Below are 24,470 nucleotides of genomic sequence, written 5' to 3' on the forward strand. Positions count from 1 at the left end.
CCGACATCTACTCCAAGCGTTTAGGTTTGCATCTCAACTGGGCCGTATGCCAACAAGCGGCCACGCTCTTCATCGCTCATACAAAGGAAAAGAAATCATGAATCGTCTCAATTGGTTTGAAGCTTCGCCTGGTGCAGCTAAGGCCCTCGGCGGCCTGCATCATTTCGTGACCACCGCGACAAATTTGCCAGCCTCGTTGATCCACCTCGTGTTTCTCAGAGTGTCTCAAATCAACGGCTGCGCTCATTGCATTGATCTTCACTCACGCGATCTGATCAAAGCAGGTATGTCAGTGGACAAGGTGCTGTTAGTGCCGGTATGGCATGAAGCGCAATATTTGTTCTCGGATCAGGAGCGCTCAGCACTGGCTTGGGCGGAAGAAGTCACCAGGGTAAGCGAGACACAGGTATCCGACGAAGCTTATGCAGCCGCATCGGCGATGTTTGCAGAAAAGGATCTTGTTGACCTGACAGCGGCGATTGCCGCAATGAATGCGTTCAACCGTATGGGCGTCAGCTTCCGACTCAAACCTGCGGCTAGGGCTTGATGACCTAGTGACTCGGCCTGGAGAGGTAATACTTCGAAGACGGCACCTCGCTCCTATCGCGTACCGTCTGCTTCAGGCCAATTGCTGCCCTTTCCGAACGACCGCTATGGGTCGAAGGCGGTCATTCGCGCCTGGCCGCTTTCGACCCACTGCGGCAACATGCACTCCACGGGTCAACGCTATCGATTACGAACGTAGTCGCTCTATTCCCGAGAAGCACACAGATCACTAAATACCGAGCCCAAAGAATGCACACCCGTATCCTGAGGATCGCTTCGCGTCACGCACCCAAGGCAGGAGCCGTATGCGGTAGTTCCGCGCGTACGGATCTGTGCGGGGGTGGCAGGTAACTGCCATCCCTACCGCGACCCCGTAATGGACACTCGCCTTAATACTATTCGCGCCCAGAGGCCGGGAATTGAGTACCGGACGATCAGGTCAGAGCCGCAGCCAGTGCGCGCAAAGGATCTAGTTTCGATGCTTGACAGCAGCACTGCATGTGATGGGGAAGTTGACCGAATTGGCAATAAAACACTCATGGTGAGCATCGTCATGGAGACGTTTTGCCAGATCCAGATCCGATTCGTTGCTGATCATGACCTGAGGCCTTAACTCTGCGCTCTTGAAATGGCCTTTGCGCTGGCCATCAGCTTCAACCATCCGGCCCATCGGGTGGTCGACGTATTCCAGTACGTTCACCTTGTTGACTGCGCACAGATGAAGATACCAAAGCTTGTGACAGGCCGAGATAGAGGCCAGCAACATGTCTTCCGGGTTCCAGCGTTCGGGATTTCCGCGAAAGGCAGGGTCGGCGGAGCCCAGGATAGGTGTTTTGCCTGGAGCTTCCACATTGAAGTCTCTTTGGTAAGCCGTGTAGCTGGCAGTACCATCACCCGTGTTGCCTATCCAATTTACGGCGACAGCGTAACTGTGTTCTTTCATGCTCACTCCTTTGACGAAAGATGGCCAGAAAAACTCCGCGCCGCTTGGGCACAGTTATTGTGCACTCCCTGGATGGTTTTCCACTAGCCCTGCATTTTTAGCGGTGCATGAGAAAGTTGTGCACAAGCAACGAACCGGGAAGAGGACAGCTATCAATGTCTGTTATGGGTCGAAGGCGGACGCTCGCGATTGACTGCGTTCAAAATAAGCTGGCATATGTCTCGGATTGAATGAGTGTGACTTACTCCCAGAATGGTGGGCAGACTAATCCCCTTCTCGTATCATTGCTCCTCCTCATCTGGAATGATTTTCGTGAAGCCTTCAACTGGAAGTGTCTCGCTGACCCAATCGAATTCTAATGGACCGAAATGGGATGCCGGAGAAGCTGTAAGCCAGCTTTCCTGGGACGACTTGCGTATCATCAAAACGCTGAGTGACTGTAGCAACCGCGCGGCCACGGCCAAGAAGCTCGGCATCAATGTGTCCACCGTCTCGCGCCGGGTCGCGCAGGTTGAGAAGACGCTTGGGGTCGCGCTGTTCGATCATCGTAAGGCGGGGTATCTGCTGACTGCCGAGGGTGCCGAACTGCGTGCACTGGCCGAGCGCGTTGAACTGGACATCGTCAGTGTCACCCGCAGGGTTTCTCGCGCCGGCCAAGGCCCGCTGGGGAAACTGCGAATCACCACCAGCGACTCGCTGCTGCTGTACTTTCTAACGCCGATCATCGCGGACTTCAAAGCCCTCAATGAGGGGATCACCGTTGAGGTATTAGTCGGAAACCAGACGTTGAGTTTGGCGAGGGACGAGTCGGACATTGCGATACGTGCGACCAAAAAACCGGCAGATACCCTAGTGGGTCGCAAGCTCGCCAACATCGCCTGGGCGCCGTATCGCAGCGTCAAGCAGGCAGCGATTGCCGACCCCTTCGCTGAGGGGCAGTCGTGGGTATCCTACTCGGGAGGCCTGTGCGGATTGAAGGCAACGAGCTACGTCGAATGTCGGGTGCCCTCTGAGTTCATCTCCTACCGCACCGATTCCGTGGCGGCTGCGAGCGCGGCTATTGCAGCAGGTCTCGGTTTTGGCTTCCTCCCCTGCATGCTGGGCGACATTACCCCAGGATTGGTTCGGGCAGGCCAAGTAGTTCAGGAGCTTCAGGATGAGCTATGGTTGCTTACCCACCAGGACATCAGGAAATCCTGGCGGGTGAAAGCATTCATGACGTTCTGCGCCGCTGCCGTGGCCGACCTCAAACCGCTGGTCGAAGGTCAGCGGGCCATCCCGGTTTCATAGCGGAAACCGGGAGCACCGTTCATTTGGCGTGGGCGCCGATGACGGCTCGACACACGATCTCAATCAGCTGGGGACGCTGGGCGAGCCGCGATACACCGATGATATTGCTGGCCGCCTGCGGGCGTTCCTTGCCGTAAGCTGCCTTACGCACCTTGCCGACGACCGCAAAAGCAGCGTCCATGTCCAGCACATACAGCGTTTCCTCAACGACATCCTGCATCGTGGCGCCATACAGGGCGAGCAACTTGGCAATGTTGTCGTAGGAAACCCGCATCTGTTCGCCCATTGACGAAAAATCGCTCGGACGACCGTCAGCATCCAGTGGCGCCGGCGCTACCAGGTTGCCTTCTTCGTCATGGTTGAACTGCCCCGAGATGAAAATCTCGTTCCCGACTCGCCGCGCCTGCGGATAGCCGTAGCCCTCTTCCCATGGAACGCCCCAGTAGGCGGTGTCGTCGTTGAAAGGTCGTGAAGCGGCCATTGGATTCTCCTTGGCGAAAAATGGATCGACGTGATCCGACTGGCCGAGATCCTAGCACCGGATTGGACGCTACCTGTGGTGCAGTTTTGCTCCCTCAAGAGCGCAAAAATGCGCCACCGTTTCGCTGAGTGTTTCGCTATCTTGTGCTGGCACTCGGCGACAACCCGCCGGGGAAACTCTCGCCACCGTTCAACAAAAGGGAAGAACAATGAGCAATCCACACACTGAAGTCCTGACCCCGCTCAACAGCCAACTGATCTTCATCGATCAGCAACCGCAGATGGCTTTTGGCGTACAAAGCATTGACCGGCAGACGTTGAAGAACAACACCGTGGGCCTGGCCAAAGCAGCCAAGATCTTCAATGTCCCCACCATCTTCACCACGGTCGAAACCGAGAGTTTCTCCGGCCATACCTACCCCGAACTGCTCGCGGTATTCCCTGATGCGCCGTTGCTGGAGCGCACCTCCATGAACTCCTGGGACGACCAGAAGGTTCGCGACGCGCTGAAAAAGAACGGTCGGAACAAGATCATTGTTTCGGGCCTGTGGACTGAGGTCTGCAACACCACCTTCGCACTGTCCGCCATGCACGATGCGGGCTACGAGATCTACATGGTTGCCGACGCTTCCGGCGGCACGACCAAGGAAGCACACGACTACGCCATGCAGCGCATGATCCAGGCGGGCGTAGTGCCAGTAACCTGGCAACAGGTGCTGCTGGAGTGGCAGCGCGACTGGAAAAACCGCGACACCTACGATGCGGTCATGGAACTGGTCAAAGAGCATTCGGGTGCCTACGGCATGGGCGTCGACTACGCCTACACCATGGTGCACAAAGCGCCAGAGCGTGTTCAGCACGGCCCTACCTTGGCGCCCGAGGCCGCATCGATCTGAGACCTGATCAGCCCCAAAGTTGATTTTATGCTCAACAAGCGGGGCCGGAACGAACCGATCCGGGCGATCAGTCATGACGGAGTGTTTGAAGCTTCAGAAGATGCTTCACCGAATAGTGCCGCCCGGATCAATTCATCTTCAGATTTTTTCAGGACGAATTGATCTCCATGAACAGTGCTAAAGGCATCGTTATAGCCTCCGTCGCGATTAAGTCGACGGGGCGGCTTAAACCATGGCAAGTCAAAACGGCCAAGCAGCTGATGTTGGATCATCTGGATATCGGCATTTCGGTCACCGCACTTGCGGAAGCATGCGGACTGTCGCGCAGCTATTTCTCGCGCAGGTTCAAGGAATCCACACAGGTCTCTCCTCAGCAGTGGTTGCGTGAGCAGCGGCTGAGGAAGAGTAAAGAACTGCTAGAGACATCGACGATGATGCTCGCCGAGATCGCCCTAGAGTGCGGCTTCTCCGATCAGCCACATTTCTGCCGAGCGTTTATGAAATCCGAAGGCCTAACGCCTCAGGCATGGCGGCAACAGGTGGCTTAGCCGGAACTGTGTGCCGCTAAATTCGGCGTGTACTGCCTTCGTAGATTTCGCTTGCTAGCTCTCCTTTCCGGCATAGATGTGGTACTAAGGTACTACGGCTCTCCGAGACAATTTCCTGAAGGACCGCTATGGGTCGATAGCCGCCATTCGCGATCGATCGCCTACGGCTCTAAGCGGACGCCAAGGATAGCTGTTGTCATAAGCGCGGCACGTACTCTGTGGGAGCGGGTTTACCCGCGAAGCAGGCGCGGCCGTGGATGGCACCGGCTGTGCCGGTGTTCGCGGGTAAACCCGCTCCCACAGAATATGCACCTGGCTTACGTCTAGGTTGCCTTTCGCCAACCACCGATCGTCAGCTCCATCGACCTCCAGGTCTGCCGCCCGGTCAACCGGGAGACCCTAGGCCGCGATGGTGAACCAATGGACGTCTTTGCTGACAATGAAATGTCGAGCCGCAGTGATGTGGTCGGGCAACTGATCGTGGCGTTTTCCCTGATTCTGCTGTTGGCCTTGTTACTGGGGCTGTTCTCCCTCTACCGCCTCGCCGGGGCGCTGGACGCTCGACAAGTGGAGCAAAGCCGCTTCTATGCTGAATCCGCCATGGCCCAGCTGCAGAAGAACGACAAGACATTCCTGCTGACCCATGCCAACTGGCAGGCCGCCTACGATCACTTGGGCGGGCAGGTCGATACACATTGGGCATACGACGAGGACAACGTCGGCGCCACGCTCTATACCTCCGATGGGTACGATGGTGTATATGTGCTCGATGATGACGGTACCCGGTACGCAATCCTGGACGGTAAGCTCAGCCCGCAGGGCCTGGAGCAGCATACCGTCAGTGCCGGGAAGATCCTGCAGGAGGCTCGTCAAGCAGCGCAGCACGAACAGGCGACTTCAGGTTACCTGGTGTTTCGTGGCCAGCCGGCAGTGTACGTCGCTGCACTGATCCGCCCGCAGACCCAGCCAGCCCGCCCACCGGGACCAACTGCGGTGTTGGTGTTCATTCGGGTTCTATCGTCACAGGTGCTCTTGCCGCTGGGCCAGTCCGCGGGGCTGTCCGGCCTGGCCGTGGGCGATTCGGCCGATCAGCGCCAAGGGCGCGGCGCTCTGCCACTGGAAGGCAGCGGCCACGCGTTGACATGGGATATACCGCAGCCTGGCACCGAACTGATCCAGACAGTGATCGCGCCCTTGGCTATTGCAGTGCTACTTATCGCGCTGAGCCTGGCACTGTTTGCACGCTATGCGATCCGCGCCAGCGCCAGGATCGATCGCAGCCACCGTGCGCTGATGACTTCCAGGGCTGCCCTGCAGTCGAGTGAAGAGCGCTTCAAGGCGGTGGCCGAAGCTGCCTCGGACTGGATCTGGGAAACGGATGTGCTCCTTCGCCTGACCTACCTTTCGGACCGGTTCACCGCGCTCACCGGGCACCCAGTCGAAGCGTGGCGACAGCGCCCGATTACCGAGTTGCTGTCGTGTGATACCAGCAACCTGCGAACCAGTCTGCACAGCCTGGCCGCAACAGGCTCTTCCGGCACGCTGCGCTGCCAATACCAGGACCATCTGGGTCAACAGCGTATCTGCAGGATTTCTTCGCGCGCGATCGTGGCCGAGGGCGTGTGTACCGGCTTTCGTGGCACGTGCACCGACATCACCGACGAAGTGGCCGCCCATGCCCAGATTCAGCACCTGTCCTTGCACGACGCACTGACCGGCCTGCCGAATCGCAACAAGCTATTCCGTTTCCTCGAGCAATCGACGCCTGGCGCTGAGCTGCCCCAGGTGGCGCTGCTGATGCTCGACCTGGACAACTTCAAGCCAATCAACGACAGCCTTGGGCATCCGGCCGGCGACGCGGTGCTGCTCGAGGTAGCGAGCCGCCTCGGCCAAGTTACCCGTGACAGTGATCTGGTCGCCCGCCTGGGAGGCGATGAATTCATCGTCGTGCTGACCCGGCCAGGCGATCACCAGGACCTGGACCGATTCTGCATGCGCGTGATCGAGGCGATCAGGCGCCCCATACAAATCGAAGGGCATGTCGTGCAAGTGGGAGTAAGCCTGGGTGTCGTGCTGTCGGCCGAGTACCCCGGTGCGCCAAGCGATCTGATCCGGCACGCCGACGTGGCCCTTTACAGCGCCAAGCAGGCGGGCAAGAACACCTGGCGCTTCTTTTCGGCACAGATGAACGCCGCATTGATGGAGAAGCGTGTGCTGGAAAGCGAGCTGCGCGAGGGCATACCGCGTGGCGAGCTGGTGCTGCATTTTCAGCCGCGCTTCAAGGTCGATGGGGTCTCGATCGCATCGGCCGAGGCCCTGGTGCGTTGGCAACACCCGCGCCTGGGCCTGCTCCGCCCGGACCATTTCATCCCGCTTGCCGAAGAGTCCGACCTGATCGTGCTGCTTGGCAACTGGGTGCTGCAGGAAGCCTGTATCAAGGCGCGGGGCTGGCCGCAGGCAGTGATGGTCTCGGTCAACATGTCGCCGGCCCAGTTCAGCCGCAGCGATGTGGTCCGCGACGTCGGCGACGCATTGCGCGCCACCGGGTTGCCGGCCCACCGCCTTGAGCTGGAAATTACCGAGAACGTCATGCTCAACGATGTTGAAGGCGCACTGCACACCATGCTTGCGCTGAAGGAGCTGGGCGTGCGCCTGAACATGGACGACTTCGGGACCGGTTACTCCTCGCTGGGCTACCTGCGTACCTACCCGTTCGACAGTATCAAGATCGACAAGCGCTTCGTGCAGCACCTGGGCAAGAGCGGCAGCGACCGTAGCGTGGTCCAGGCCATCATCAACCTTGGCAATGCAATGGGCATGACGGTGACTGCCGAAGGTGTCGAGACCGCCGAGCAACTGGCCTTGCTCAGCGATGACCAATGCCATGAAGTACAAGGCTTTCTGCTCAGCAAACCGCTGGAAAACGAGGCGCTGATGGGGATGATGAAAGACCAGGTATCGTTAGCGCAATGACGCCTTGCAGGGGAGGCAGGTTCATTCGGATGCAAACGAAGGACGTTCCGCGAACCATGCCACCGCCAGCTCCTTGAACGCCTCAGCCGAAGGCGTCAGCGGATAGCGTTGATCATGCGCCAGCACGATGCTGTGCGTTGGCAATTTCTCCTCGGTCGGCCGGCATACCAGCGCTTGGCCATCATAGCTGCGATCACCAAATGGCCGTGTGTAGATCAGCGCCACGCCAAACCCGTTGGCGACCAGGCTACGCTGCATCTCGAAGGTGCGCACACGGTGCACAGCGGCGGGCGAAAGATCGTAGAAGCTGAACAGATCCAGCACATGCTGCCAGCTGTGGACCTGATCGGTGACTACCAGGGTGTATTCGGACAGCGCTTTGAGGCTGACACGCGACTCCTTGGCCAACGGGTGATCGGCAGCCAGCAGTACCTGAGCGGTCAGCTGGCACAGCTGGGTGCATTGAGTGTTCGGCGGCAGGCCCAGATCGTAGGTGATCGCCAGCTCTATCGCGCCCTCACTCAGCCGCTTGCCAACATAATCGAAGCTGCCTTCGCGCATATCGACCGTGACCCTCGGGCAGGACTCCTGCATCCGGCGCACGATCTGTGGCAGGCAATAGGGCGCCAGGTCTTCAAAACACCCGACCACCAACTCACCGACACACTCTCCGGCATTGGCATTGATCTCGGCAAAGGTCCGAGCCTCGCTCAGCACGCGGCGGGCCTGGACCATGACGGTACGCCCGAACGGGGTCAGCGATATGCCGAGGCCACGTTGGCGCACGAAAATCGATTGGCCCAGCACCTCTTCCAATTCGGTGATGGCCGCCGAAATGGAGGGCTGCGAAACATGAAGCTCCATGGCGGCAGTCGTCAGGTTCCCGTGCTTGGCCGCTGCGAGCGCGTAGCGCAGTTGTCGCAGAGTGAACTTCATAGGTTTTTCCGTTGTGATACATCAGGACATATTATTTTATCCTTTTTTGAGGTTGTGAAATATTTCCTCTGTGCAGTGGCCACCGATCACAGGTGCCACGCCGATGCCGATTGCAAGGCTGATCAGCCAGTTTGGCGACCCTCTTGGGGCCGGATGCCCTCAACTACTGCAATCCATGTTCTTGTTTGGGAGCGTCACAATGAGAATTACAAAGGCTCTGCTGACCACGACACTGTCTTTCGGGCTGCTGGCGGCCACTGGTGCCAGCCAGGCAGCCGGCTGGTGCGAGTCTGGCAAACCGGTGAAATTCGCCGGATTGAACTGGGAAAGCGGGATGCTGCTCACGGACGTGATGCAGTTCGTGCTGAAAAATGGATACGGCTGCGAAACCGACAGCCTGCCGGGTAACTCCATCTCCATGGAAAACGCCCTGAGCAGCAACGACATTCAGGTGTTTGCCGAAGAGTGGGTAGGGCGCAGCGAGGTCTGGAACAAGGCCGCTGCTGCCGGCAAGGTCGTTGGCGTTGGCGCGCCGGTGGTTGGCGCGGTCGAAGGCTGGTACGTGCCGCGTTACGTGATCGAAGGCGACCCCAAACGCAAACTCGAAGCCAAGGCACCAAACCTCAAGACCATCGCCGATCTTGGCCAATACGCCCAGGTCTTCAAAGACCCGGAAGAGCCGGACAAGGGGCGATTCTACAATTGCCCGGCCGGCTGGACATGCGAGCTGGACAATAGCGAGATGCTCAAGCACTACGGCCTGGAAAACAGCTACACCAACTTCCGCCCGGGCACCGGCCCGGCACTGGATGCTGCGGTGTTGTCGAGCTACAAGCGTGGCGAGCCGATCCTGTTCTACTACTGGTCACCGACGCCGCTGATGGGCCTGGTCGACCTGGTGAAGCTGGATGAGAAGCCAGGCGTGGATAAAACCCTGACCATCAAAGTGGGCTTGTCGAAGGCCTTCCACGAGCAGGCGCCGGAACTGGTGGCGGTGCTGGAAAAGGTCAATCTGCCGATCGACCTGCTGAACCAGAACCTGGCGCGCATGAGCAAGGACCGTATCGAGTCGCCGGAACTGGCCAGGTTGTTCCTCAAGGAGCACCCCGAGGTCTGGCACAGCTGGGTCAGCGAAGACGCAGCCAAAAAGGTGGACGCGGCACTCTGAGCGTGTGGGCTCGTCCGGCTCCTGCCGGACCAGCCACGCGACAGTCCGTTTCATGCACTTGCTCGAGAGAATTCCATGTTTCCCAAGAACTTCACGTTTTCCATTGCCGACTGGGTCAATGGCTGGGTCGATGCGCTTGTAACAAACTACGGTGACGTGTTCCGGCATATCTCCGACACCCTGCTGTGGGCCATCGTCAACCTCGAAGGCCTGCTGCGCGCAGTACCCTGGTGGCTGATGCTGGCCATCGTCGCCGGTATCGCCTGGCACGCCACCCGCAAAGTCGTGACCACTGCCGTGATCGTCGGCTTGCTCTTCCTGGTCGGCGCGGTCGGCCTCTGGGACAAGCTTATGCAGACCCTGGCGCTGATGCTGGTCGCAACGCTGATATCGGTCCTGGTCGGCATTCCGCTGGGGGTGCTGTCGGCACGCAACGATCGCTTGCGGGCGGTGTTGATGCCGCTGCTCGACATCATGCAGACCATGCCCAGCTTCGTGTACCTGATACCGGTGCTGATGCTGTTCGGCCTGGGCAAGGTGCCGGCGATCTTCGCCACCGTCATCTATGCCGCGCCGCCGCTGATTCGCCTGACCGACCTGGGCATTCGTCAGGTGGATGGCGAAGTCATGGAAGCGATCAACGCTTTCGGTGCCAATCGCATGCAACAGCTGTTCGGCGTGCAGCTGCCACTGGCGTTGCCGAGCATCATGGCCGGTATCAACCAGACCACCATGATGGCCCTGTCGATGGTGGTCATTGCCTCGATGATCGGTGCCCGTGGCCTGGGTGAAGACGTCCTGGTCGGCATCCAGACCCTGAATGTGGGCCGCGGCCTCGAAGCGGGCCTGGCCATCGTGATTCTGGCGGTCGTGATCGACCGCATTACCCAGGCCTATGGCCGACCACGGCATGGGGTGGGCAAATGAGCGTCAAACAGACAATGAACAAGATCGAAGTCAAGAATGTCTTCAAGATATTCGGTGCACGCGCCGAAGATGCCCTGAAACTGATCCGCCAGCAAAAAGCCAAGGATCAGGTCCTGGCCGAAACCGGCTGCGTGGTCGGGGTCAACGATCTCTCGTTGTCCATCGGCAGCGGCGAGATCTTCGTGATCATGGGGCTGTCGGGCTCGGGCAAGTCGACCCTGGTGCGCCACTTCAACCGCCTGATCGACCCGACCAGCGGCGAGATCCTGGTCGATGGCGAAGACATTTTGCAGTACGACATGCAAGCCCTGCGCGAATTCCGCCGGCACAAGATCAGCATGGTGTTCCAGAGCTTCGGCCTGTTGCCGCACCGCACCGTGCTGGACAACGTCGCCTACGGCCTGAAAGTCCGTGGCGAGAGCAAGGCCAGGTGCACAGAGCGTGCCCTGCACTGGGTCAACACCGTGGGCCTGAGGGGTTACGAAAAGTCGTACCCGCACCAATTGTCGGGCGGTATGCGTCAGCGCGTCGGCCTGGCCCGCGCCCTGGCTGCCGACACCGACATCATCCTGATGGACGAGGCCTTCAGTGCGCTCGACCCGCTGATTCGCGCCGAAATGCAGGACCAGTTGCTGGAGCTGCAAAAGACCCTGCACAAGACCATCGTCTTCATCACTCATGACCTGGACGAGGCGGTGCGTATCGGCAACCGGATCGCCATTCTCAAGGACGGGCGCCTGGTCCAGGTCGGCACGCCGAAAGAAATCCTCTATCAGCCTGCGGACGAATACGTCGATCGTTTCGTGCAACGTCGCGTAGCTTCGCTTTAAGGAACCGCGTGTATGTCGTTTGCCGAAAGAATCATCATCGCCGACGCGCCTGTGCGTTGGCAGGACGTGGTGGCTGTGGCCCGGCATGGCGCGAAGCTTGAGCTGGCCCCATCGGCCTGGGCGCGGATCGAGAACGCCCAGGCGATTGTCCAGCGCATCGTTTCCAGCGGTGACCGCGCCTATGGCGTGAACACCGGGCTTGGCGCCTTGTGCAATGTCTCGTTGCAGGATGAACAACTCAGCCAGCTGTCGCACAACACCTTGCTCAGCCATGCCTGTGGCGTGGGTACGGCGCTGTCGGACGAACAGACCCGGGCGATCATGTGCGCCGCGATCATCAATTTCTGCCAGGGCCGTTCCGGCCTGCAGCGCAAGGTGGTCGAGGCACTGCTGACCTTGCTCAACCAGCACATCACCCCGCAGGTGCCGAAGCAGGGGTCGGTGGGGTACCTGACCCACATGGCACATATCAGCATCAGCTTGCTGGGCGTCGGCCAGGTCAGCTATCGCGGCCAGATCATGCCGGCGCAGCAGGCTTTGGCCGAGGTCGGCCTGGCGCCGGTCAAACTGGGTGCCAAGGATGGTCTGTGCCTGGTCAACGGTACCCCTTGCATGACCGGCCTGAGCTGCTTGTCTCTGGACGACGCCACTCGGTTGAGCCAATGGGCGGACGTTATCAGCGCCATGAGCTTCGAGGCCCTGCGCGGCCAGCTCGATGCCTTCGACCCTGAAATCATCGCTATGAAACCGCACCCCGGCATGCAGCGCGTGGGCAGCAACCTGCGTCGCCTGCTCGATGGCAGCGAAATCATTGCCAGCAGCCAAGGCATTCGCACCCAGGACGCCTTGAGCATTCGCTCCATTCCGCAGGTTCATGGCGCCGCTCGCGATCAGTTGGAGCACGCTGCGCGGCAGATCGAAACCGAACTCAACTCCACCACCGACAACCCGATGCTGCTGGGTACGCCCGAGTCGTATCGGGTGGTTTCCCAGGCGAATCCGCACGGCCAGTCGGTGGCCATGGCGGCCGACTTGCTGGCCATCGCGGTGGCCGAGATCGGGGCGATTGCCGAGCGTCGTCTCGATCGCTTGATCAACCCGTTGGTCAGCGGCTTGCCGGCCTTCCTGGTCAGCCAGCCGGGGGTGAATTCGGGCATGATGATCGTCCAGTACGTGGCCGCTTCACTGTGTGCGGAAAACCGTCAGCTGGCACAACCGGCAGTCGTCGATAATTACGTCACCTCCGGCCTGCAGGAGGACCATCTGAGCATGGGCACCAATGCCGGGTTGAAGCTGCACCGCGCCCTGGAGAACTGCACGCAGATCCTTGCCATCGAATACCTGTTGGCGGCCCAGGCCTTCGAGTTTCTCAAGGAGCAGCGCTTTGGCGCGGGTACCAGCGTTGCCTGGCGGTTGTTGCGCGAACGCGTCCCGGCGTATGCCCAGGACCGTTGGCTGGCCCCGGATATCGCCAGCAGCGCATCGATCCTGAAGGATCCAGGCGTGCTTGGCGCTGCGTTCCCCGACCTGCTATGACCGATGCTTGCGCGCGCTGTGCAGGCGTTTTGGCTGCCGGGTGCCGTACGGGATGTGTCCGTACGGCATGTTTTCCCAGCGACTTCTCTAGAGGATCGGTTTGCCGCCAGTGACTCCGTAACGTGAGCCACTGATGTAACTGCCCTCCTGGCAGTGCTGCTTTTGCGCCAGGTCCCCTGGCAACAGCAGGCATTGGTCGGGTTCGGTATCGGTAGTCAGAACAAACATTCAACGAGCGCGTTACCACCTGCCTTTCCGATGGAATTATTCCCACCTTGTACTGCTCAATAGCGAATGAACCATCGATGTCGGGAGGTTCTTGGGTACTGCCGAAGGGATTTCACCCTGCATTCAACCCACTTGTTCGGAGGTACTGACATGCAGCCGGAAACCGAAGGCTCCGAGGAGAAGGGGCCAAGTGACGTACCCTTTGTCAACGACCCGGAAAAGCCCACCTCGCCACCCTTGAATGACGCTGATGCCACGGATGCTGCCGAGGTGGAGCAAGAAATAGAGGACGATGACGAATCCATTCAGCCATGAGGAGTACACGATGGACAATTATCACCTCAGCCCGACATCGGATGGCTGGGAATTGAAGAAAGTGGGTGCTGAACGGCCCTTCAGACGAGCGGCGACGAAGCAGGAGTTGGTCAGTGCCCTTGCGGATTTCTTCGATGGCAAGACGGCGTCGGTAAAGATCCACAAGGCGGATGGCACCCTCGAAGAGGAACGCACCTACCCACGTTCTGCCGACCCGCGCCATAGCAAAGGCTGAAAGCCCAAAAATAGTCGAAAACTCTTTCAAGGCTGGTACGCAGATGACCTTCACCGTCTGGTTCGCAATGCTGGGCGCGGTCTTGCTGCTGCTCGCGCTCTCATCCTCCTACCTGCGATGGATCCCTGTGACTTCGTCCGTGGTGTGCCTTGCCCTGGGTATCGGCCTGGGCACATCGGGGTTGGGGTTTCTACAGCTGGACGTGAGCAGGTCGAGCGGCTGGATGGAGCATCTCACCGAAGTCGCCGTATTGTTTTCGCTGTTCTTCAGTGGCTTGAAGTTGCGCCTGCCCCTGCATGACCGCAGGTGGTGGGGCGCCTTCTACCTGGCTGGGCCGGTGATGTTGATCTGCATCGGCGGAGTAACGCTGGTATTGCATTACGGCCTGGACCTGGGGTGGGGTATGTCAGTGCTGATCGGGGCGATACTCGCACCCACCGACCCCGTGCTTGCCACCCTGGTGCAGGTGGTTGATGCCCAGGATGATGATCCGGTGCGTTTCAGCTTGTCTGGCGAGGCAGGGCTCAACGATGGCGTGGCGTTCCCCTTCGTCATCCTCGGGTTGTTCCTTCAGCAGGATACCGGCCAGGCATGGTTCAGTGACTGGTTGTTCAAGGACATGCTGTGGGCAGTGACCGCAGGCCTGTTGCTTGGTTACTGGATGGGGCGCGGCCTGGGCAAGCTCACGCTCTTTTTGCGCCTGCGCAACGACGACAGTACCGTGTCGCCCAATGACTACCTGGCCCTTGCCCTGATTGCGCTGGCTTACGTGAGCGCCGAGTCGGTTCAGGCCTATGGGTTTTTAGCGGTGTTCGCTGCTGGCCTCGGTTTACGCCAGGCAGAGGTTCAGACCTCCAATGGCCCCGAAGAGCCCGCTGCTGAACATCTGGTACAGCCCGTGGTAGGTCACCAGCACGTGGCGCCGGAGATGGCCGTCAAAGGTGATGTGCAAGGCCTCGACGACTCGCAGGTGGCAGCAGGCATCATGTTGGGGGATATGCTGGCTTTCGGCAGCTTGATCGAACGGGCAATGGAGGTGTTTCTGGTGACCATGCTCGGGGTAGTACTCATCGAGCATTGGGACTGGCGGGCCTTGATCGTAGCCGCAGCGCTTTTCCTGCTGATTCGTCCCTTGAGCATCCTCCTGTTCCCGGCTCGAGGAATGCTGGATATCCGGCAGCGTGGGCTATTGGGATGGTTTGGCATTCGAGGCATCGGCAGCTTCTACTATCTGTTCTATGCCCTCAATCATGGGCTGCTTGGCACGCCGGCCGCGCAGAGCATGAACCTGGTTCTATCGGTGGTGGCGTTGAGCATTCTGCTGCACGGTTTGAGCGTTCAACCGCTGCTTGCCAGGTACGAAGCGTGGAAGGGGCGCCTCACTGCGTCGTTGTAGCTTGAAGCCGACGCACGGCGTTTGCTGGGCACTGCGTTCAAATCCAGAAAAAAGGCCAGGGTGCAAAGCCCCCTGGCCGAACTCACGTCAAGTTAGCGATTTTCGCTACCACGACCGCCACCGTGACTGTTCTGTCCGCCTTTGCGTCCAGCCTCGGAGGCGCGCTCACGGTCGTTGGCGAAATTGCCCCCAGAGCTCTGGCCGCCTTTGCGACCTGCCTCTGACGCCTTCTCACGGTCATTGGCAAAGTTGCCTGGGTTGTTCTGTGCGGTACCACCTTGGTGGCCACGATTGGATTGGTTGTCAGCCATGATCTTTCACCTCATGTCGTCACACAGGAAAGTCTGTGTTCAACTCGGACGTCAGGCAGGGGGGCGTTTGCTCCACTGCTTTCTGCTCGGCCCGACGGGTTGCGCGAAAGATACCGTGCGGGCGACTGTGGCGCCGCAGAGCTTTGTTCGCCAACCTTTGGGGGATGACTTGCGTCGAGTTTGTCGGCCCAATCGTTCAGCTCCTGCGTCGTGAATGGGTGATTGCAAAACCTACGATCATTCCAAGCGCCGCTGCGCCGACCAATAGAGGTGTCTTGTCCTTTGGCTTCCTCCAGCCTCCGTCGACGCTCCTCATGCCACTCGGCGGCTCAAAGAGGTTGCCTGATGATGTTTCGGCTCTGGGGCTACGGCTTATCCCCCGACGCGTCAGCCACCCCGATAACAGAGGCAGACCTGGTACCAGGTAACTGGCCAGATGCGCCAGGCGGGCCGTGGCACCAACCGTGGTGTGAGCGCGTGGTGAGATTGCGCAGGCCACCATGGCCTTCGCCACAAGTTCGGGATCATATACAGGGCCTGGAGGCGTCAGCGCATGGCCTGTGTAGTTGCCGCCATCTCGGAAGCCCGGTGTGTCCATGACTGCCGGATAGATATCGCACACGTGGATGTCGGCAAACGCCGTCAATTCCCCTCGCAGCGCCTCAGTCAGCCCACGCAAGCCGAACTTGCTCGCAGAGTACGCTGCTGCATAGGGTTGGGCCACCCAACTGCCCAGTGACAGCGTGTTGATCAGGATACCGCTGCCTTGGGCCTTGAACAGGGGAAGGGCTACAAAAGCGCCGCGCAAGTACCCCATCAGGTCAGTCTGGATGACCTGCTCATGGGCCTCCAGTGGTGTTTCCTCGAAATTGCCGACTGCGCCGACGCCTGCGTTGTTGATCCAGATATCGATCCGTCCGCGGCCAAATTCTGCTGCCTGCGCGGCCAGCGCTTGCACCTGGTCGTTGCGCGTGACATCGGTCGTGATCGCTATGGCATCCGTCCCGCAGTCGGTGCATTCATCCAATACGTCGAATAACGCCTCTTCGTCGCGCGCGGCAAGCACCAGGCGAGCACCCTTGCAGGCAAATGCGTGCGCGGCGGCACGGCCGATACCGCTGGAAGCGCCAGTGATCACCACGACTTTGCCGCGCAGCGGCCCCTTGGTTGGGTAGCCCTCGCGGGGCGAGTTCTGTTCCGTGCCGGACGTATCCTGGTCATCAAGTGGCGCGATCGTTTCGCTGGCTTCGATCCGAGAGATTTCAAGAACGGTGCCGTCGACCAGGGTCAACGTCAGCCCTTCAACCGTGCCAGCCTCTCTGTTCGGAAACACGGGTTCTCCTTCGGCATCCACGCTGTCGTAGATGAAACGCGTGCCTTCGATCCACCCAACGGCGGTCAAGAGTTCAGGGCCGAGGTAATACTTCCCGTCCTGGAAGAAACCTGGGAACTGATGTGCCCGCTCGATGTTTTCCACGCGATAGCGTTCACCTGATTTCATACCTGTCGCTTGATCGATCATATTGCGAACCTCTGTAGGTGGATCTCGAAAAGGTCAGCCTTTGCTGTGCTCGTCAGAAGCAGGCCCGTTGCGCTTGTCGCCTAGTGGGCCTGCAACGCCCCGGATACCAAAGCGCTCGTTCGCACCTGCGGCAGCAGGCGCATCTTTGCGTGTTGGATATGCAGGGGAAGCCAGGGCGGACGGCAAAGTTCAGACCAACAAGTCCGGTGGTACCAAATGCTGCTTTGCTGCATCCGTGTGTCACGGGATGATGTCCTGAACCGCCGCGGCCGGGGCTGATGCCTTGACGGTGCGCGGCTGGCGAACATGCCGTCGTCAATGCCGCAGTGGGCGTCTGAATGCCAGAGGCGGGGAGAGATGTCTTTCTCGAAGGGCTATGAACGAGTGGTTATGCCTGTGGACGGCGCGGCGGCAACGAGACGGCTCTCTACATAAAGATGTGCCTCGTATCAGGCGGCCATCCTAGCCGTTCACATCAACAATCAACCGGCCACGGATCTTCCCTTCCATCAGTTCAGAGGCGGCTGCAATTGCGCTCTGAAGGCAAATTTCTTTGGTCATCAACGATAGTGCGTCGATGTTCAGTTGTTTGGACAGCCTTTCCCACGCTTCGACTCGTCGCTCGAATGGTTGAGTGACGCTATTGATGCCGAGCAGGCTTACCCCTCGAAGAATGAAAGGGGCAACCGTTGCCGGAAAATCCATGCCTTGAGCCAGCCCGCACGCAGCCACGAGGCCTTCGGTCATTGTGCTCGCGCACGCATTGGCCAGCGTATGGCTGCCGACCGAGTCGATAACAGCCGCCCATTTTTCTTTTGCCAATGGACGCCCCGGGGCTGAAAGCTCGGCCCGATCGATGATGGCCGTTGCCCCGAGGCTTTTCAGGTAGGCGGCTTCGCTAGCTTTTCCGGTTGCGGCAGTGACGGTATAGCCGGCTCCGGCCAGAAGGCTGATGGCTAGGCTACCGACGCCGCCTGTTGCGCCTGTGACCAACACAGGCCCATCGGAGGGTTTCAATCCATGGCGCTCCAAAGCCATCAGGCATAGCATGGCGGTGTAACCAGCGGTGCCGATGGCCATGGTCTGGCGTTCGTTCAGGCGCTCAGGATGAGGGATCAGCCAATCGCCGTTCAATCTCGCCTTTTGTGCAAGCCCACCCCAATGGCTTTCACCCACCCCCCAACCATTGAGCAGTACGCGGTCGCCTGGCTGGTATCGTGGATCGTCACTGGCTTCGACGGTTCCCGCGAGGTCGATGCCCGGCACCATCGGAAATTGACGAACAACCGGCCCTTTGCCGGTGATAGCCAGCGCATCCTTGTAGTTCAAGGTGCTGTAGGCCACCTTAACCGTCACGTTCCCGGTGGGCAGTTGGTCATTCATCAGCTCGGTGAGTCGGGCCGAGTACTTCTCTTCCAGCTTCTCGATCAGAATGGCCTTGAACATTGCTTGTCCTCATTTAGACCGGTTGTCTTTAAATTGTCCTACAGGAATCACCGGGTGATTCCCGTCAGAAAGCCTTGGAAAAAAATGTCCAGAGGGCGGACCTGCTGCGTCAGCCGTGCACGAAGAACGGCACCCTCCCAGCCAACCCAGAAGTAGGCCGCGAGGGCTTTGCAGTCATGCTCGCGAGACACTTCACCCAGCTCGACCGCTTCCTCCAGGCAGGCAGACAAGCGCTGCTCCCAGTCCTGCAGGGTCAGTTCCAACTGTTCACGGAAGCTGTCGGGGAGAACCAATACTTCCTGGCCAAGGTTGCCCACCAGGCAGCCTCTTCGGAACTGATACTTGGCCATCCCGACCTTCGCCTCTTCAACGAAGTTGGAAAGCCTCAGCAGTGGCGACACGCTCAGGTCGCTGAAGCAACGATCGAGCTTTCGAGCGAAGTAGTCGGCATAGCGCTGCAGTACCGCTTGGCCGAATGCCTCTTTGCTGTCGAAGTAGTGATAGAACGAGCCTTTGGGCACCTGCACGCGTTTGAGCACAGTGTCGATACCGGTGGCAGCAAAGCCCTGCTCTGTGAGGATTTCCATGCCACAACGCAGCAAAAGCTCAAGCGTCTCGCCATGCTCACGTGCAACTTTGGGTGGTCGACCTCTTCGAGGGACAGGTTTGGCGCTATTCATGCGTTGTAATTTAGACTGTTCGTCTCTAATGTCAACCATCGACCGACATGATTCCCGATTAACCTTAGCGTTGGATGCGTCATGAAAATGCGTTTACCTCCCCTGAACTGGCTTCGAGCTTTTGAGGCTTCTGCTCGGCTTCTGAATTTCACCCATGCCGCCGAAGAACTCAATCTCACTCAGGCAGCGATCAGCCAGCAGGTCAAGGCTTTGGAATCGCAGTTAGGCCAGGCGCTTTTCAAGCGTCTCCCGCGCGGGCTTGAGCTTACGGAGGCGGGAAAATCCTACTTTCCAGTAGTGAGAGAGTCGGTTGAGCGCCTCGCTGCATCGACGGATGAGATCTTTGGGCAGGGGCATCGAAGCGCGCTCAGCATTCGCAGCAGTCTGGTGTTCTTCACTCATTGGATCGCCCCGCGGATACCCCGATTCAAAGCGTTGCAGCCGGATGTGAGCATCCGAGTCGCGAGTAACATCTGGGTAGATGAAACAGAATTCGATGCCGATCTCGAAATCAGGTATGGACAAGGGCGCTGGCCTGGCATGAAGGCCGAACGCCTGACGTGGGACACGCTGGTGCCGGTGTGTTCACCGGCATTGATCACTGCGCAACGTCCGTTGGAGCGTCCACAGGACCTTGCAAAGCACCCGTTGCTGCACGTGCTGGGCTATGAAGAAGGCTGGGGCTATTGGCTCAAGAGGAGCAACGCAGAGAGCGTCGACTCTTCTCAGGGGATGCAGTTCGACACCCTTATTTCGGCATTGGCGATGGCTGAACTGGGCCAGGGCGTTGCGTTGGCGCGGTCTTCATTGGTCAGGCATCTTCTGGACGATGGCCGGCTCGTCGCCCCCCTTGGGCGCCATGTACCGACCAAGGAGGCGTTCTACCTGGTTTATTCAGCACACAGCATGGTCAATCCCGATGCGGCGGCGTTTGCCCAGTGGCTGTGCGAAGAGGCGCAGGCTTTCAAGGTCGCGCCCGGCACGGACGAGGACGAGCACCCTTAGCGATAAGCAAAGCACCCGAGCAATAAAAAAAATGGCCTCTTAGGGCCATTTTTTATTGCTTTCGCGATGCCTTCGAATTTCTGAAAGTAGCAATCACATCGCAAGTCCTTGGATGGTGCAGTCGTCCAGGTGACCGGTTAGTACGAGGTCTCAATAACAACAATAACCGCGCCGACGAATCTCGTTGGTACGGGGCTACCTAGGGTTATCGTCATGGAACACTCCAACCAATTGCCTTTGCAAGGCGTCAATGTCATCGATTTCGGACAATACATCGCGGGCCCCGCAGTAGCGATGATTCTCGCTGATCTGGGAGCGACTGTCGTTCACATCGACCCGCAGGGAGGGCCTCTTTGGGATAGCCCGGCAAATGCCACGCTCAATCGCAACAAGCTGTGCATGCGCCTGGATCTGAAAACGCCAGAGGGGCTGCATCAGGCTCGCGAACTCATCTCCCGTGCCGATATCGTGATCGAAAATTTCCGGCCTGGTGTCATGCCCAGGTTGGGCCTCGATTTCGCAGAGCTGCGGCGTGCTCGTCCTGAGTTGATCACGTTGTCGATTCCAGGGTTTGCCAGTGATGACGAACTGCGTGCGCAATGGCGTGCTACCGAGGCGGTGATCGCTTCGGCCTCCGGTGTGTTCACCGACATGGGTCAGAACCGCGTACTGATGGGTATCAACCCTAGTTTCTCGCCGCTTCCCCTGGCGTCTGCGTACGGCACCATGCTTGCTGTATCTTCTGTAGTGCTTGCTCTGCAGGCGCGTGAAAAGAATGGCATTGGCGATCAGATCGAAGTTCCCTTGGCATCAGCGGTGATGGAAGGTCTGTCGTACAACTCGATCAAGATCGATGGTTACCCGCTGCGCTACAAGACCCTGCGAGAGAAGGAGAGTGAGCGTCGTCGCGCCGAGAAGCTGCCGATGAACTTGAGCTATCAGGATCTGCAGGAGTTCCTCGACCCGTTCTACCGTACCTATGAATGTGCGGATGGTCGTAAATTCTACGCCGTTTGCCCATCGCATCGTGAGCATGCCAAGCGCTGTCTGCAGGCTATGGGCATCTACGAGGAAATGGTTGCCGCCGGTTTGCCCAAGGTTGATGACCCCTACCTGCCCATTGACCAGTGGCAAGGTAATGCATCGTTGGGTGTCTACCCGTTGCCTGCTGATTGGGCCGCACGCATTTCCGCGCGGATGAAAGAAGTATTCCTGACCAAGACAGCGGCGGAGTGGGAAGTCATCTTCGGTGAGGGGCGTTTCCCTGGGGCTCCGCACAGGTCGACCCAGGAGTGGCTCCATGACGAGCATTCGAATACTGCCGGGCTGATCGTTGAGGTCAATGATCGCGAGTTTGGCGTCATGAAACAGCCTGGCCCAATTGCCTGGTTGGAGGGGTGCTCAGAGCCAACGCTGAAACCAATTTCGCGTCGCGAGGTGAGCTATGAGCAAGCGTTGGCAACACTTTCCGAGCGTGCGGCTCCTGCCTTGCCGCCTGCCAAGCTCGACAAACCTGCCGGCTGGCTTGAAGGCGTCAAGATTCTAGACCTGACCAACGTCATCGCGGGGCCCCACTCGACGTCGTTCCTGGGCCGCTTCGGGGCAGATGTCATCAAGCTCGACCCCGTCGTTCCTAACTATGATCCCTGGAATACCGTGGTCTTCGGTATGTCTTCGGCACGGGGCAAGGAAAGTGTACTGGTTGACTTGAACTCTTCCGAATGGCGAGAGGTGTTCAATCGTCTTGTGCGGGAGGTCGATGTCATCGTCATGAACGCGCCCGATCGCCAACTGGCACCGCTGGGCCTGGATGAGGCCAGCCTTCAGGCGGTGAATCCTGGGGTGATCTTCTGCCAGCTCGATTGTTTCGGTGGGCCCCGCCGTGGCCCTCGCACCGATTATCTGGGGTATGACGATCTCATCCAGGCCACGACCGGGATCATGCTGCGTTTTGGTGGTGGCATGGAAACCCCGGAAGAACATGCCCACGTCGGTACCATCGACGTAATGTGTGGATTTGCTGCCGCGCTGGGCGTCGCAACGGCGCTTTATCGCAAACACCACTCCGGCGAAGTCTACCGGGCGCGCACCTCTCTGGCTTCACTGGGGAATCTGGTGCAGATCCCGTTCTGCTATGACTACGCAGGTCGAGCGCCATTCAATGAACCGTCCGGGCGCGACGTGGTTGGCTACAGCGATCTTTCTCGCTTCTACAAGACGGCGGATGGCTGGATCTACCTGGATGCGTCCGAGCCAGAACTGCACAAATTCGCCGACATCACAGAGTTCAGCGGCTTGGCGTCCGCCAGTGATCGCGCTGCCTGTCTGCAAGCGGTCATTGCCCGCATGAGCAGCTCTTTCCTTCAGGAGCGTCTGCAGGCGGCCAACATCGCTGCCGCGGTGCCGGACAACATCGATCACCTGCGCAGCCAGTACAGCCGTGCCGCTGATGGCCTGCCAGGTACCGAGAATGGCAGCTACTCCTTCAGCGTCTACAGCGACCATCCGAGCGGACACCGTGTCACGCAGCTGGACCCCTACGCCATTCGTCCGCGGGTAGCGTGTATTCGAGCGCTACCTCCCGCTGAGAAGTTTGGCACTTCGACCCGCAAGGTGCTGGGCCGCTACGGCTATACCGAGGCCCAGATTCAGTCACTCTTGGACGCCGGCGCAATTGGCGAATCCTGGAGTGAGGAATATCTGCCGAGCTGACTGCCGCCAGGCACGCATCTTTTGTGGCATTGACTTCCGCATCCAGTCCTTTGCGTTGTTGGCCATGAGGCTTTCAAGGCTTTTGATAAGCCAGGTGCGAGAGTTGGTTTGGTTTTGGCAGGGGTGGCCCCACCCAATCGCCACCCCTTCATGGCGTTCACTTCCAATACAAAACATGTCAGTACGGGAAGGTTTCCTGGTCTCAGCTACTTCCGCTTGAAAGCTTCCCGGCGAGACTCGCGCTCAGCGAGGAAACGATTGCTGATCATCGCTTCCAAGTCCTTGCGCTCTACAGGGGCGCCGCAGTGAGGACAAACGCTGGCCACGCCAACATCATGGCCGCAGGCGCGGTGCACGTAATGCACGGCCACCCCCTCATCCGGGTGCTTGCACCACTTCTCGCCCCATGCGCGTAGCGCGTAGATCACGGGATAGAAGTCCCAGCCCTTGTCGGTCAGATGGTATTCGTAGCGCAGCGGCTTTTCGCTGTAGGGCCGGCGTTTGACCAGTCCGTTCGCCTCCAGCGCTTTCAGGCGTGAAGTCAGCATCTGGGGCGTGGCGGTGGTCTGGATCTGCATTTCCTCGAAGCGTGTCGCCCCCATGTACAGCTCACGCAGGACCAGGATGGTCCATTTGTCGCCCACCGAATCCATCGAGCGTGCCACCGGGCACACCGTATTGCTTGTCTCGTCCTGCATCGGCATCACGCTGTTTTCTCCATGGAAACTATTGTTTTCATAGTAACGCAGCGAGGATGGCTATGTCGCATGGATTACTGCTCAAAGCCTCATTACTATTGACGCTATGAAAATCATAGTTAATATTGGGCCTGTGCCGCTTACGCTATCGCAACGGGGCAGTTGCCCGTTCAGCATAAGTCCCGGAACGCCTCTCCTTTCACCTGGAGCACCGTCATGACCCATCCTGTGTATGCCCCGGAGCGGACCGCTTTGTTGCTGGTCGACCCCTACAACGACTTCCTGTCCGATGGCGGCAAGCTGTATCCCATGCTCAGAAGCGTCGCGGACGAGGTTGAACTACTCGACAACCTGCGCATGACCGTTGCCGCCGCGCGAGGGCAAAGTATTCAGGTGTACTACGTGCCTCATCGGCGCTGGCAGCCCGGCGACTACGCCAACTGGGATCACCCCAATCCGACCCAACGCCTGATTCAGCAACGACATACTTTTGCCAAGGGGTCCTGGGGCGGCGAATGGCATCCCGACTTCGTACCGCAAGAGAGCGACATCATCATCCAGGAACACTGGGGACAAAGCGGGTTCGCCAATACCGACCTCGACTTCCAGCTCAAGCAGCGAGGCATCACACATGTGATCGTCGTCGGCCTGCTGGCGAACACCTGCATCGAATCGACCGCACGCTTCGCCATGGAACTGGGTTATCACGTCACGCTGGTACGCGATGCAACAGCCGCCTTCAGCAAGGAAATGATGCACGCGGCGCACGAACTGAACGGGCCGACGTTTGCGCACAGCATCGTCGAAACCCGCGAGCTCGTGCAGACTTTGCAACAGCAGTGAAGGGGC

At 59.1% G+C, this 24,470-nt stretch carries 24 protein-coding genes; 15 read left to right on the forward strand and 9 right to left on the reverse strand.

What is annotated here, in order from left to right:
- Nucleotides 1-97: 97 nt before the first annotated feature.
- Nucleotides 98-547 (forward strand): carboxymuconolactone decarboxylase family protein, encoded by a 450-nt coding sequence (locus IRZ77_RS13155; RefSeq protein ID WP_012314951.1) that lies wholly within the window; start codon nucleotides 98-100, stop codon nucleotides 545-547.
- Nucleotides 548-1,015: 468 nt separating this feature from the next.
- Here IRZ77_RS13155 and IRZ77_RS13160 read toward each other — a convergent pair whose 3' ends face one another.
- Nucleotides 1,016-1,489: an OsmC family protein gene (locus tag IRZ77_RS13160; protein WP_085598482.1), complete on the reverse strand. Its 474-nt coding sequence runs from the start codon at nucleotides 1,487-1,489 to the stop codon at nucleotides 1,016-1,018.
- A gap of 303 nt (nucleotides 1,490-1,792) precedes the next feature.
- On the opposite strand from IRZ77_RS13160, the gene IRZ77_RS13165 reads away from it, so the two are divergent.
- Nucleotides 1,793-2,779, forward strand: a complete 987-nt coding sequence (locus IRZ77_RS13165) for a LysR family transcriptional regulator (RefSeq protein WP_230385682.1) — start codon at nucleotides 1,793-1,795, stop codon at nucleotides 2,777-2,779.
- 19 nt (nucleotides 2,780-2,798) lie between these two features.
- On the opposite strand, the gene IRZ77_RS13170 is transcribed toward IRZ77_RS13165, so the two are convergent.
- Entirely contained in the window at nucleotides 2,799-3,260 is a 462-nt protein-coding gene (locus IRZ77_RS13170) for a RidA family protein (protein WP_084296594.1), read from the reverse strand.
- Nucleotides 3,261-3,468: 208 nt separating this feature from the next.
- Between IRZ77_RS13170 and IRZ77_RS13175 the strand changes: the two genes are divergently transcribed.
- The 3 genes from IRZ77_RS13175 (at nucleotide 3,469) to IRZ77_RS13185 (ending at nucleotide 7,676) form a co-directional block, all read left to right on the forward strand.
- Nucleotides 3,469-4,155: a hydrolase gene (locus IRZ77_RS13175; protein WP_084296595.1), complete on the forward strand. Its 687-nt coding sequence runs from the start codon at nucleotides 3,469-3,471 to the stop codon at nucleotides 4,153-4,155.
- A 167-nt stretch (nucleotides 4,156-4,322) separates the two neighbouring features.
- Entirely contained in the window at nucleotides 4,323-4,703 is a 381-nt protein-coding gene (locus IRZ77_RS13180) for a helix-turn-helix domain-containing protein (protein WP_084296596.1), read from the forward strand.
- 420 nt (nucleotides 4,704-5,123) lie between these two features.
- Nucleotides 5,124-7,676 (forward strand): bifunctional diguanylate cyclase/phosphodiesterase, encoded by a 2,553-nt coding sequence (locus IRZ77_RS13185; RefSeq protein ID WP_196173640.1) that lies wholly within the window; start codon nucleotides 5,124-5,126, stop codon nucleotides 7,674-7,676.
- 21 nt (nucleotides 7,677-7,697) lie between these two features.
- Here the strand turns inward: IRZ77_RS13185 and IRZ77_RS13190 are convergent, their stop codons facing one another.
- On the reverse strand, nucleotides 7,698-8,612 hold the full coding sequence (locus tag IRZ77_RS13190; protein ID WP_046613770.1) for a LysR family transcriptional regulator: 915 nt from the start codon (nucleotides 8,610-8,612) through the stop codon (nucleotides 7,698-7,700).
- A 199-nt stretch (nucleotides 8,613-8,811) separates the two neighbouring features.
- On the opposite strand from IRZ77_RS13190, the gene IRZ77_RS13195 reads away from it, so the two are divergent.
- The 4 genes from IRZ77_RS13195 to hutH all read left to right on the forward strand — a co-directional run bounded on the left by IRZ77_RS13195 (nucleotide 8,812) and on the right by hutH (nucleotide 13,073).
- Entirely contained in the window at nucleotides 8,812-9,780 is a 969-nt protein-coding gene (locus tag IRZ77_RS13195) for an ABC transporter substrate-binding protein (protein WP_196173642.1), read from the forward strand.
- A 75-nt stretch (nucleotides 9,781-9,855) separates the two neighbouring features.
- Complete coding sequence (locus IRZ77_RS13200; protein WP_015270115.1) at nucleotides 9,856-10,707, forward strand: ABC transporter permease; 852 nt, start codon at nucleotides 9,856-9,858, stop codon at nucleotides 10,705-10,707.
- The gene (locus tag IRZ77_RS13205; RefSeq protein ID WP_108481418.1) at nucleotides 10,704-11,537 is read left to right on the forward strand and encodes a quaternary amine ABC transporter ATP-binding protein; all 834 of its coding nucleotides are present in this window, start codon (nucleotides 10,704-10,706) and stop codon (nucleotides 11,535-11,537) included. The genes IRZ77_RS13200 and IRZ77_RS13205 overlap by 4 nt, the downstream gene beginning before the upstream one ends.
- Nucleotides 11,538-11,549: 12 nt before the next feature.
- Nucleotides 11,550-13,073: a histidine ammonia-lyase gene (gene hutH, locus IRZ77_RS13210; RefSeq protein ID WP_108481419.1), complete on the forward strand. Its 1,524-nt coding sequence runs from the start codon at nucleotides 11,550-11,552 to the stop codon at nucleotides 13,071-13,073.
- A gap of 87 nt (nucleotides 13,074-13,160) precedes the next feature.
- Here the strand turns inward: hutH and IRZ77_RS13215 are convergent, their stop codons facing one another.
- Nucleotides 13,161-13,301: a hypothetical protein gene (locus IRZ77_RS13215; protein WP_181381648.1), complete on the reverse strand. Its 141-nt coding sequence runs from the start codon at nucleotides 13,299-13,301 to the stop codon at nucleotides 13,161-13,163.
- A gap of 150 nt (nucleotides 13,302-13,451) precedes the next feature.
- On the opposite strand from IRZ77_RS13215, the gene IRZ77_RS13220 reads away from it, so the two are divergent.
- From IRZ77_RS13220 to IRZ77_RS13230, 3 genes are read left to right on the forward strand one after another with little or no spacing between them, the layout of a single operon-like run.
- Nucleotides 13,452-13,616: a hypothetical protein gene (locus IRZ77_RS13220; protein ID WP_181381649.1), complete on the forward strand. Its 165-nt coding sequence runs from the start codon at nucleotides 13,452-13,454 to the stop codon at nucleotides 13,614-13,616.
- A 10-nt stretch (nucleotides 13,617-13,626) separates the two neighbouring features.
- Entirely contained in the window at nucleotides 13,627-13,851 is a 225-nt protein-coding gene (locus IRZ77_RS13225; RefSeq protein ID WP_108481420.1) for a DUF2188 domain-containing protein, read from the forward strand.
- 43 nt (nucleotides 13,852-13,894) lie between these two features.
- Nucleotides 13,895-15,247: a cation:proton antiporter gene (locus tag IRZ77_RS13230; RefSeq protein WP_108481421.1), complete on the forward strand. Its 1,353-nt coding sequence runs from the start codon at nucleotides 13,895-13,897 to the stop codon at nucleotides 15,245-15,247.
- A 92-nt stretch (nucleotides 15,248-15,339) separates the two neighbouring features.
- Here IRZ77_RS13230 and IRZ77_RS13235 read toward each other — a convergent pair whose 3' ends face one another.
- The 4 genes from IRZ77_RS13235 to acuR form a co-directional block, all read right to left on the reverse strand.
- Nucleotides 15,340-15,558: a con-10 family general stress protein gene (locus tag IRZ77_RS13235; RefSeq protein ID WP_003256807.1), complete on the reverse strand. Its 219-nt coding sequence runs from the start codon at nucleotides 15,556-15,558 to the stop codon at nucleotides 15,340-15,342.
- A 196-nt stretch (nucleotides 15,559-15,754) separates the two neighbouring features.
- On the reverse strand, nucleotides 15,755-17,080 hold the full coding sequence (locus tag IRZ77_RS13240; protein ID WP_108481422.1) for an SDR family oxidoreductase: 1,326 nt from the start codon (nucleotides 17,078-17,080) through the stop codon (nucleotides 15,755-15,757).
- A gap of 462 nt (nucleotides 17,081-17,542) precedes the next feature.
- Nucleotides 17,543-18,526, reverse strand: a complete 984-nt coding sequence (gene acuI / locus IRZ77_RS13245) for an acrylyl-CoA reductase (NADPH) (protein WP_196173644.1) — start codon at nucleotides 18,524-18,526, stop codon at nucleotides 17,543-17,545.
- 47 nt (nucleotides 18,527-18,573) lie between these two features.
- Nucleotides 18,574-19,206, reverse strand: coding sequence for an acrylate utilization transcriptional regulator AcuR (gene acuR / locus IRZ77_RS13250; RefSeq protein ID WP_200899997.1), 633 nt, complete (start codon nucleotides 19,204-19,206; stop codon nucleotides 18,574-18,576).
- Nucleotides 19,207-19,287: 81 nt separating this feature from the next.
- On the opposite strand from acuR, the gene gcvA reads away from it, so the two are divergent.
- Together gcvA and IRZ77_RS13260 are read left to right on the forward strand one after the other, a co-directional pair.
- Complete coding sequence (gene gcvA / locus IRZ77_RS13255; RefSeq protein WP_108479996.1) at nucleotides 19,288-20,211, forward strand: transcriptional regulator GcvA; 924 nt, start codon at nucleotides 19,288-19,290, stop codon at nucleotides 20,209-20,211.
- 213 nt (nucleotides 20,212-20,424) lie between these two features.
- Nucleotides 20,425-22,923 (forward strand): CoA transferase, encoded by a 2,499-nt coding sequence (locus tag IRZ77_RS13260; protein WP_108479997.1) that lies wholly within the window; start codon nucleotides 20,425-20,427, stop codon nucleotides 22,921-22,923.
- A 206-nt stretch (nucleotides 22,924-23,129) separates the two neighbouring features.
- Here the strand turns inward: IRZ77_RS13260 and IRZ77_RS13265 are convergent, their stop codons facing one another.
- Nucleotides 23,130-23,627: a winged helix-turn-helix transcriptional regulator gene (locus tag IRZ77_RS13265; protein ID WP_108479998.1), complete on the reverse strand. Its 498-nt coding sequence runs from the start codon at nucleotides 23,625-23,627 to the stop codon at nucleotides 23,130-23,132.
- 210 nt (nucleotides 23,628-23,837) lie between these two features.
- Here IRZ77_RS13265 and IRZ77_RS13270 point away from each other — a divergent pair, with 210 nt between their 5' ends.
- A complete protein-coding gene (locus IRZ77_RS13270) occupies nucleotides 23,838-24,464 on the forward strand; it encodes an isochorismatase family cysteine hydrolase (protein WP_196173646.1) in 627 nt (208 codons plus the stop codon).
- The last annotated feature ends 6 nt before the right edge of the window (nucleotides 24,465-24,470 follow it).

This window comes from Pseudomonas pudica (genome assembly GCF_015680405.1).
Lineage (GTDB): Bacteria > Pseudomonadota > Gammaproteobacteria > Pseudomonadales > Pseudomonadaceae > Aquipseudomonas > Aquipseudomonas pudica.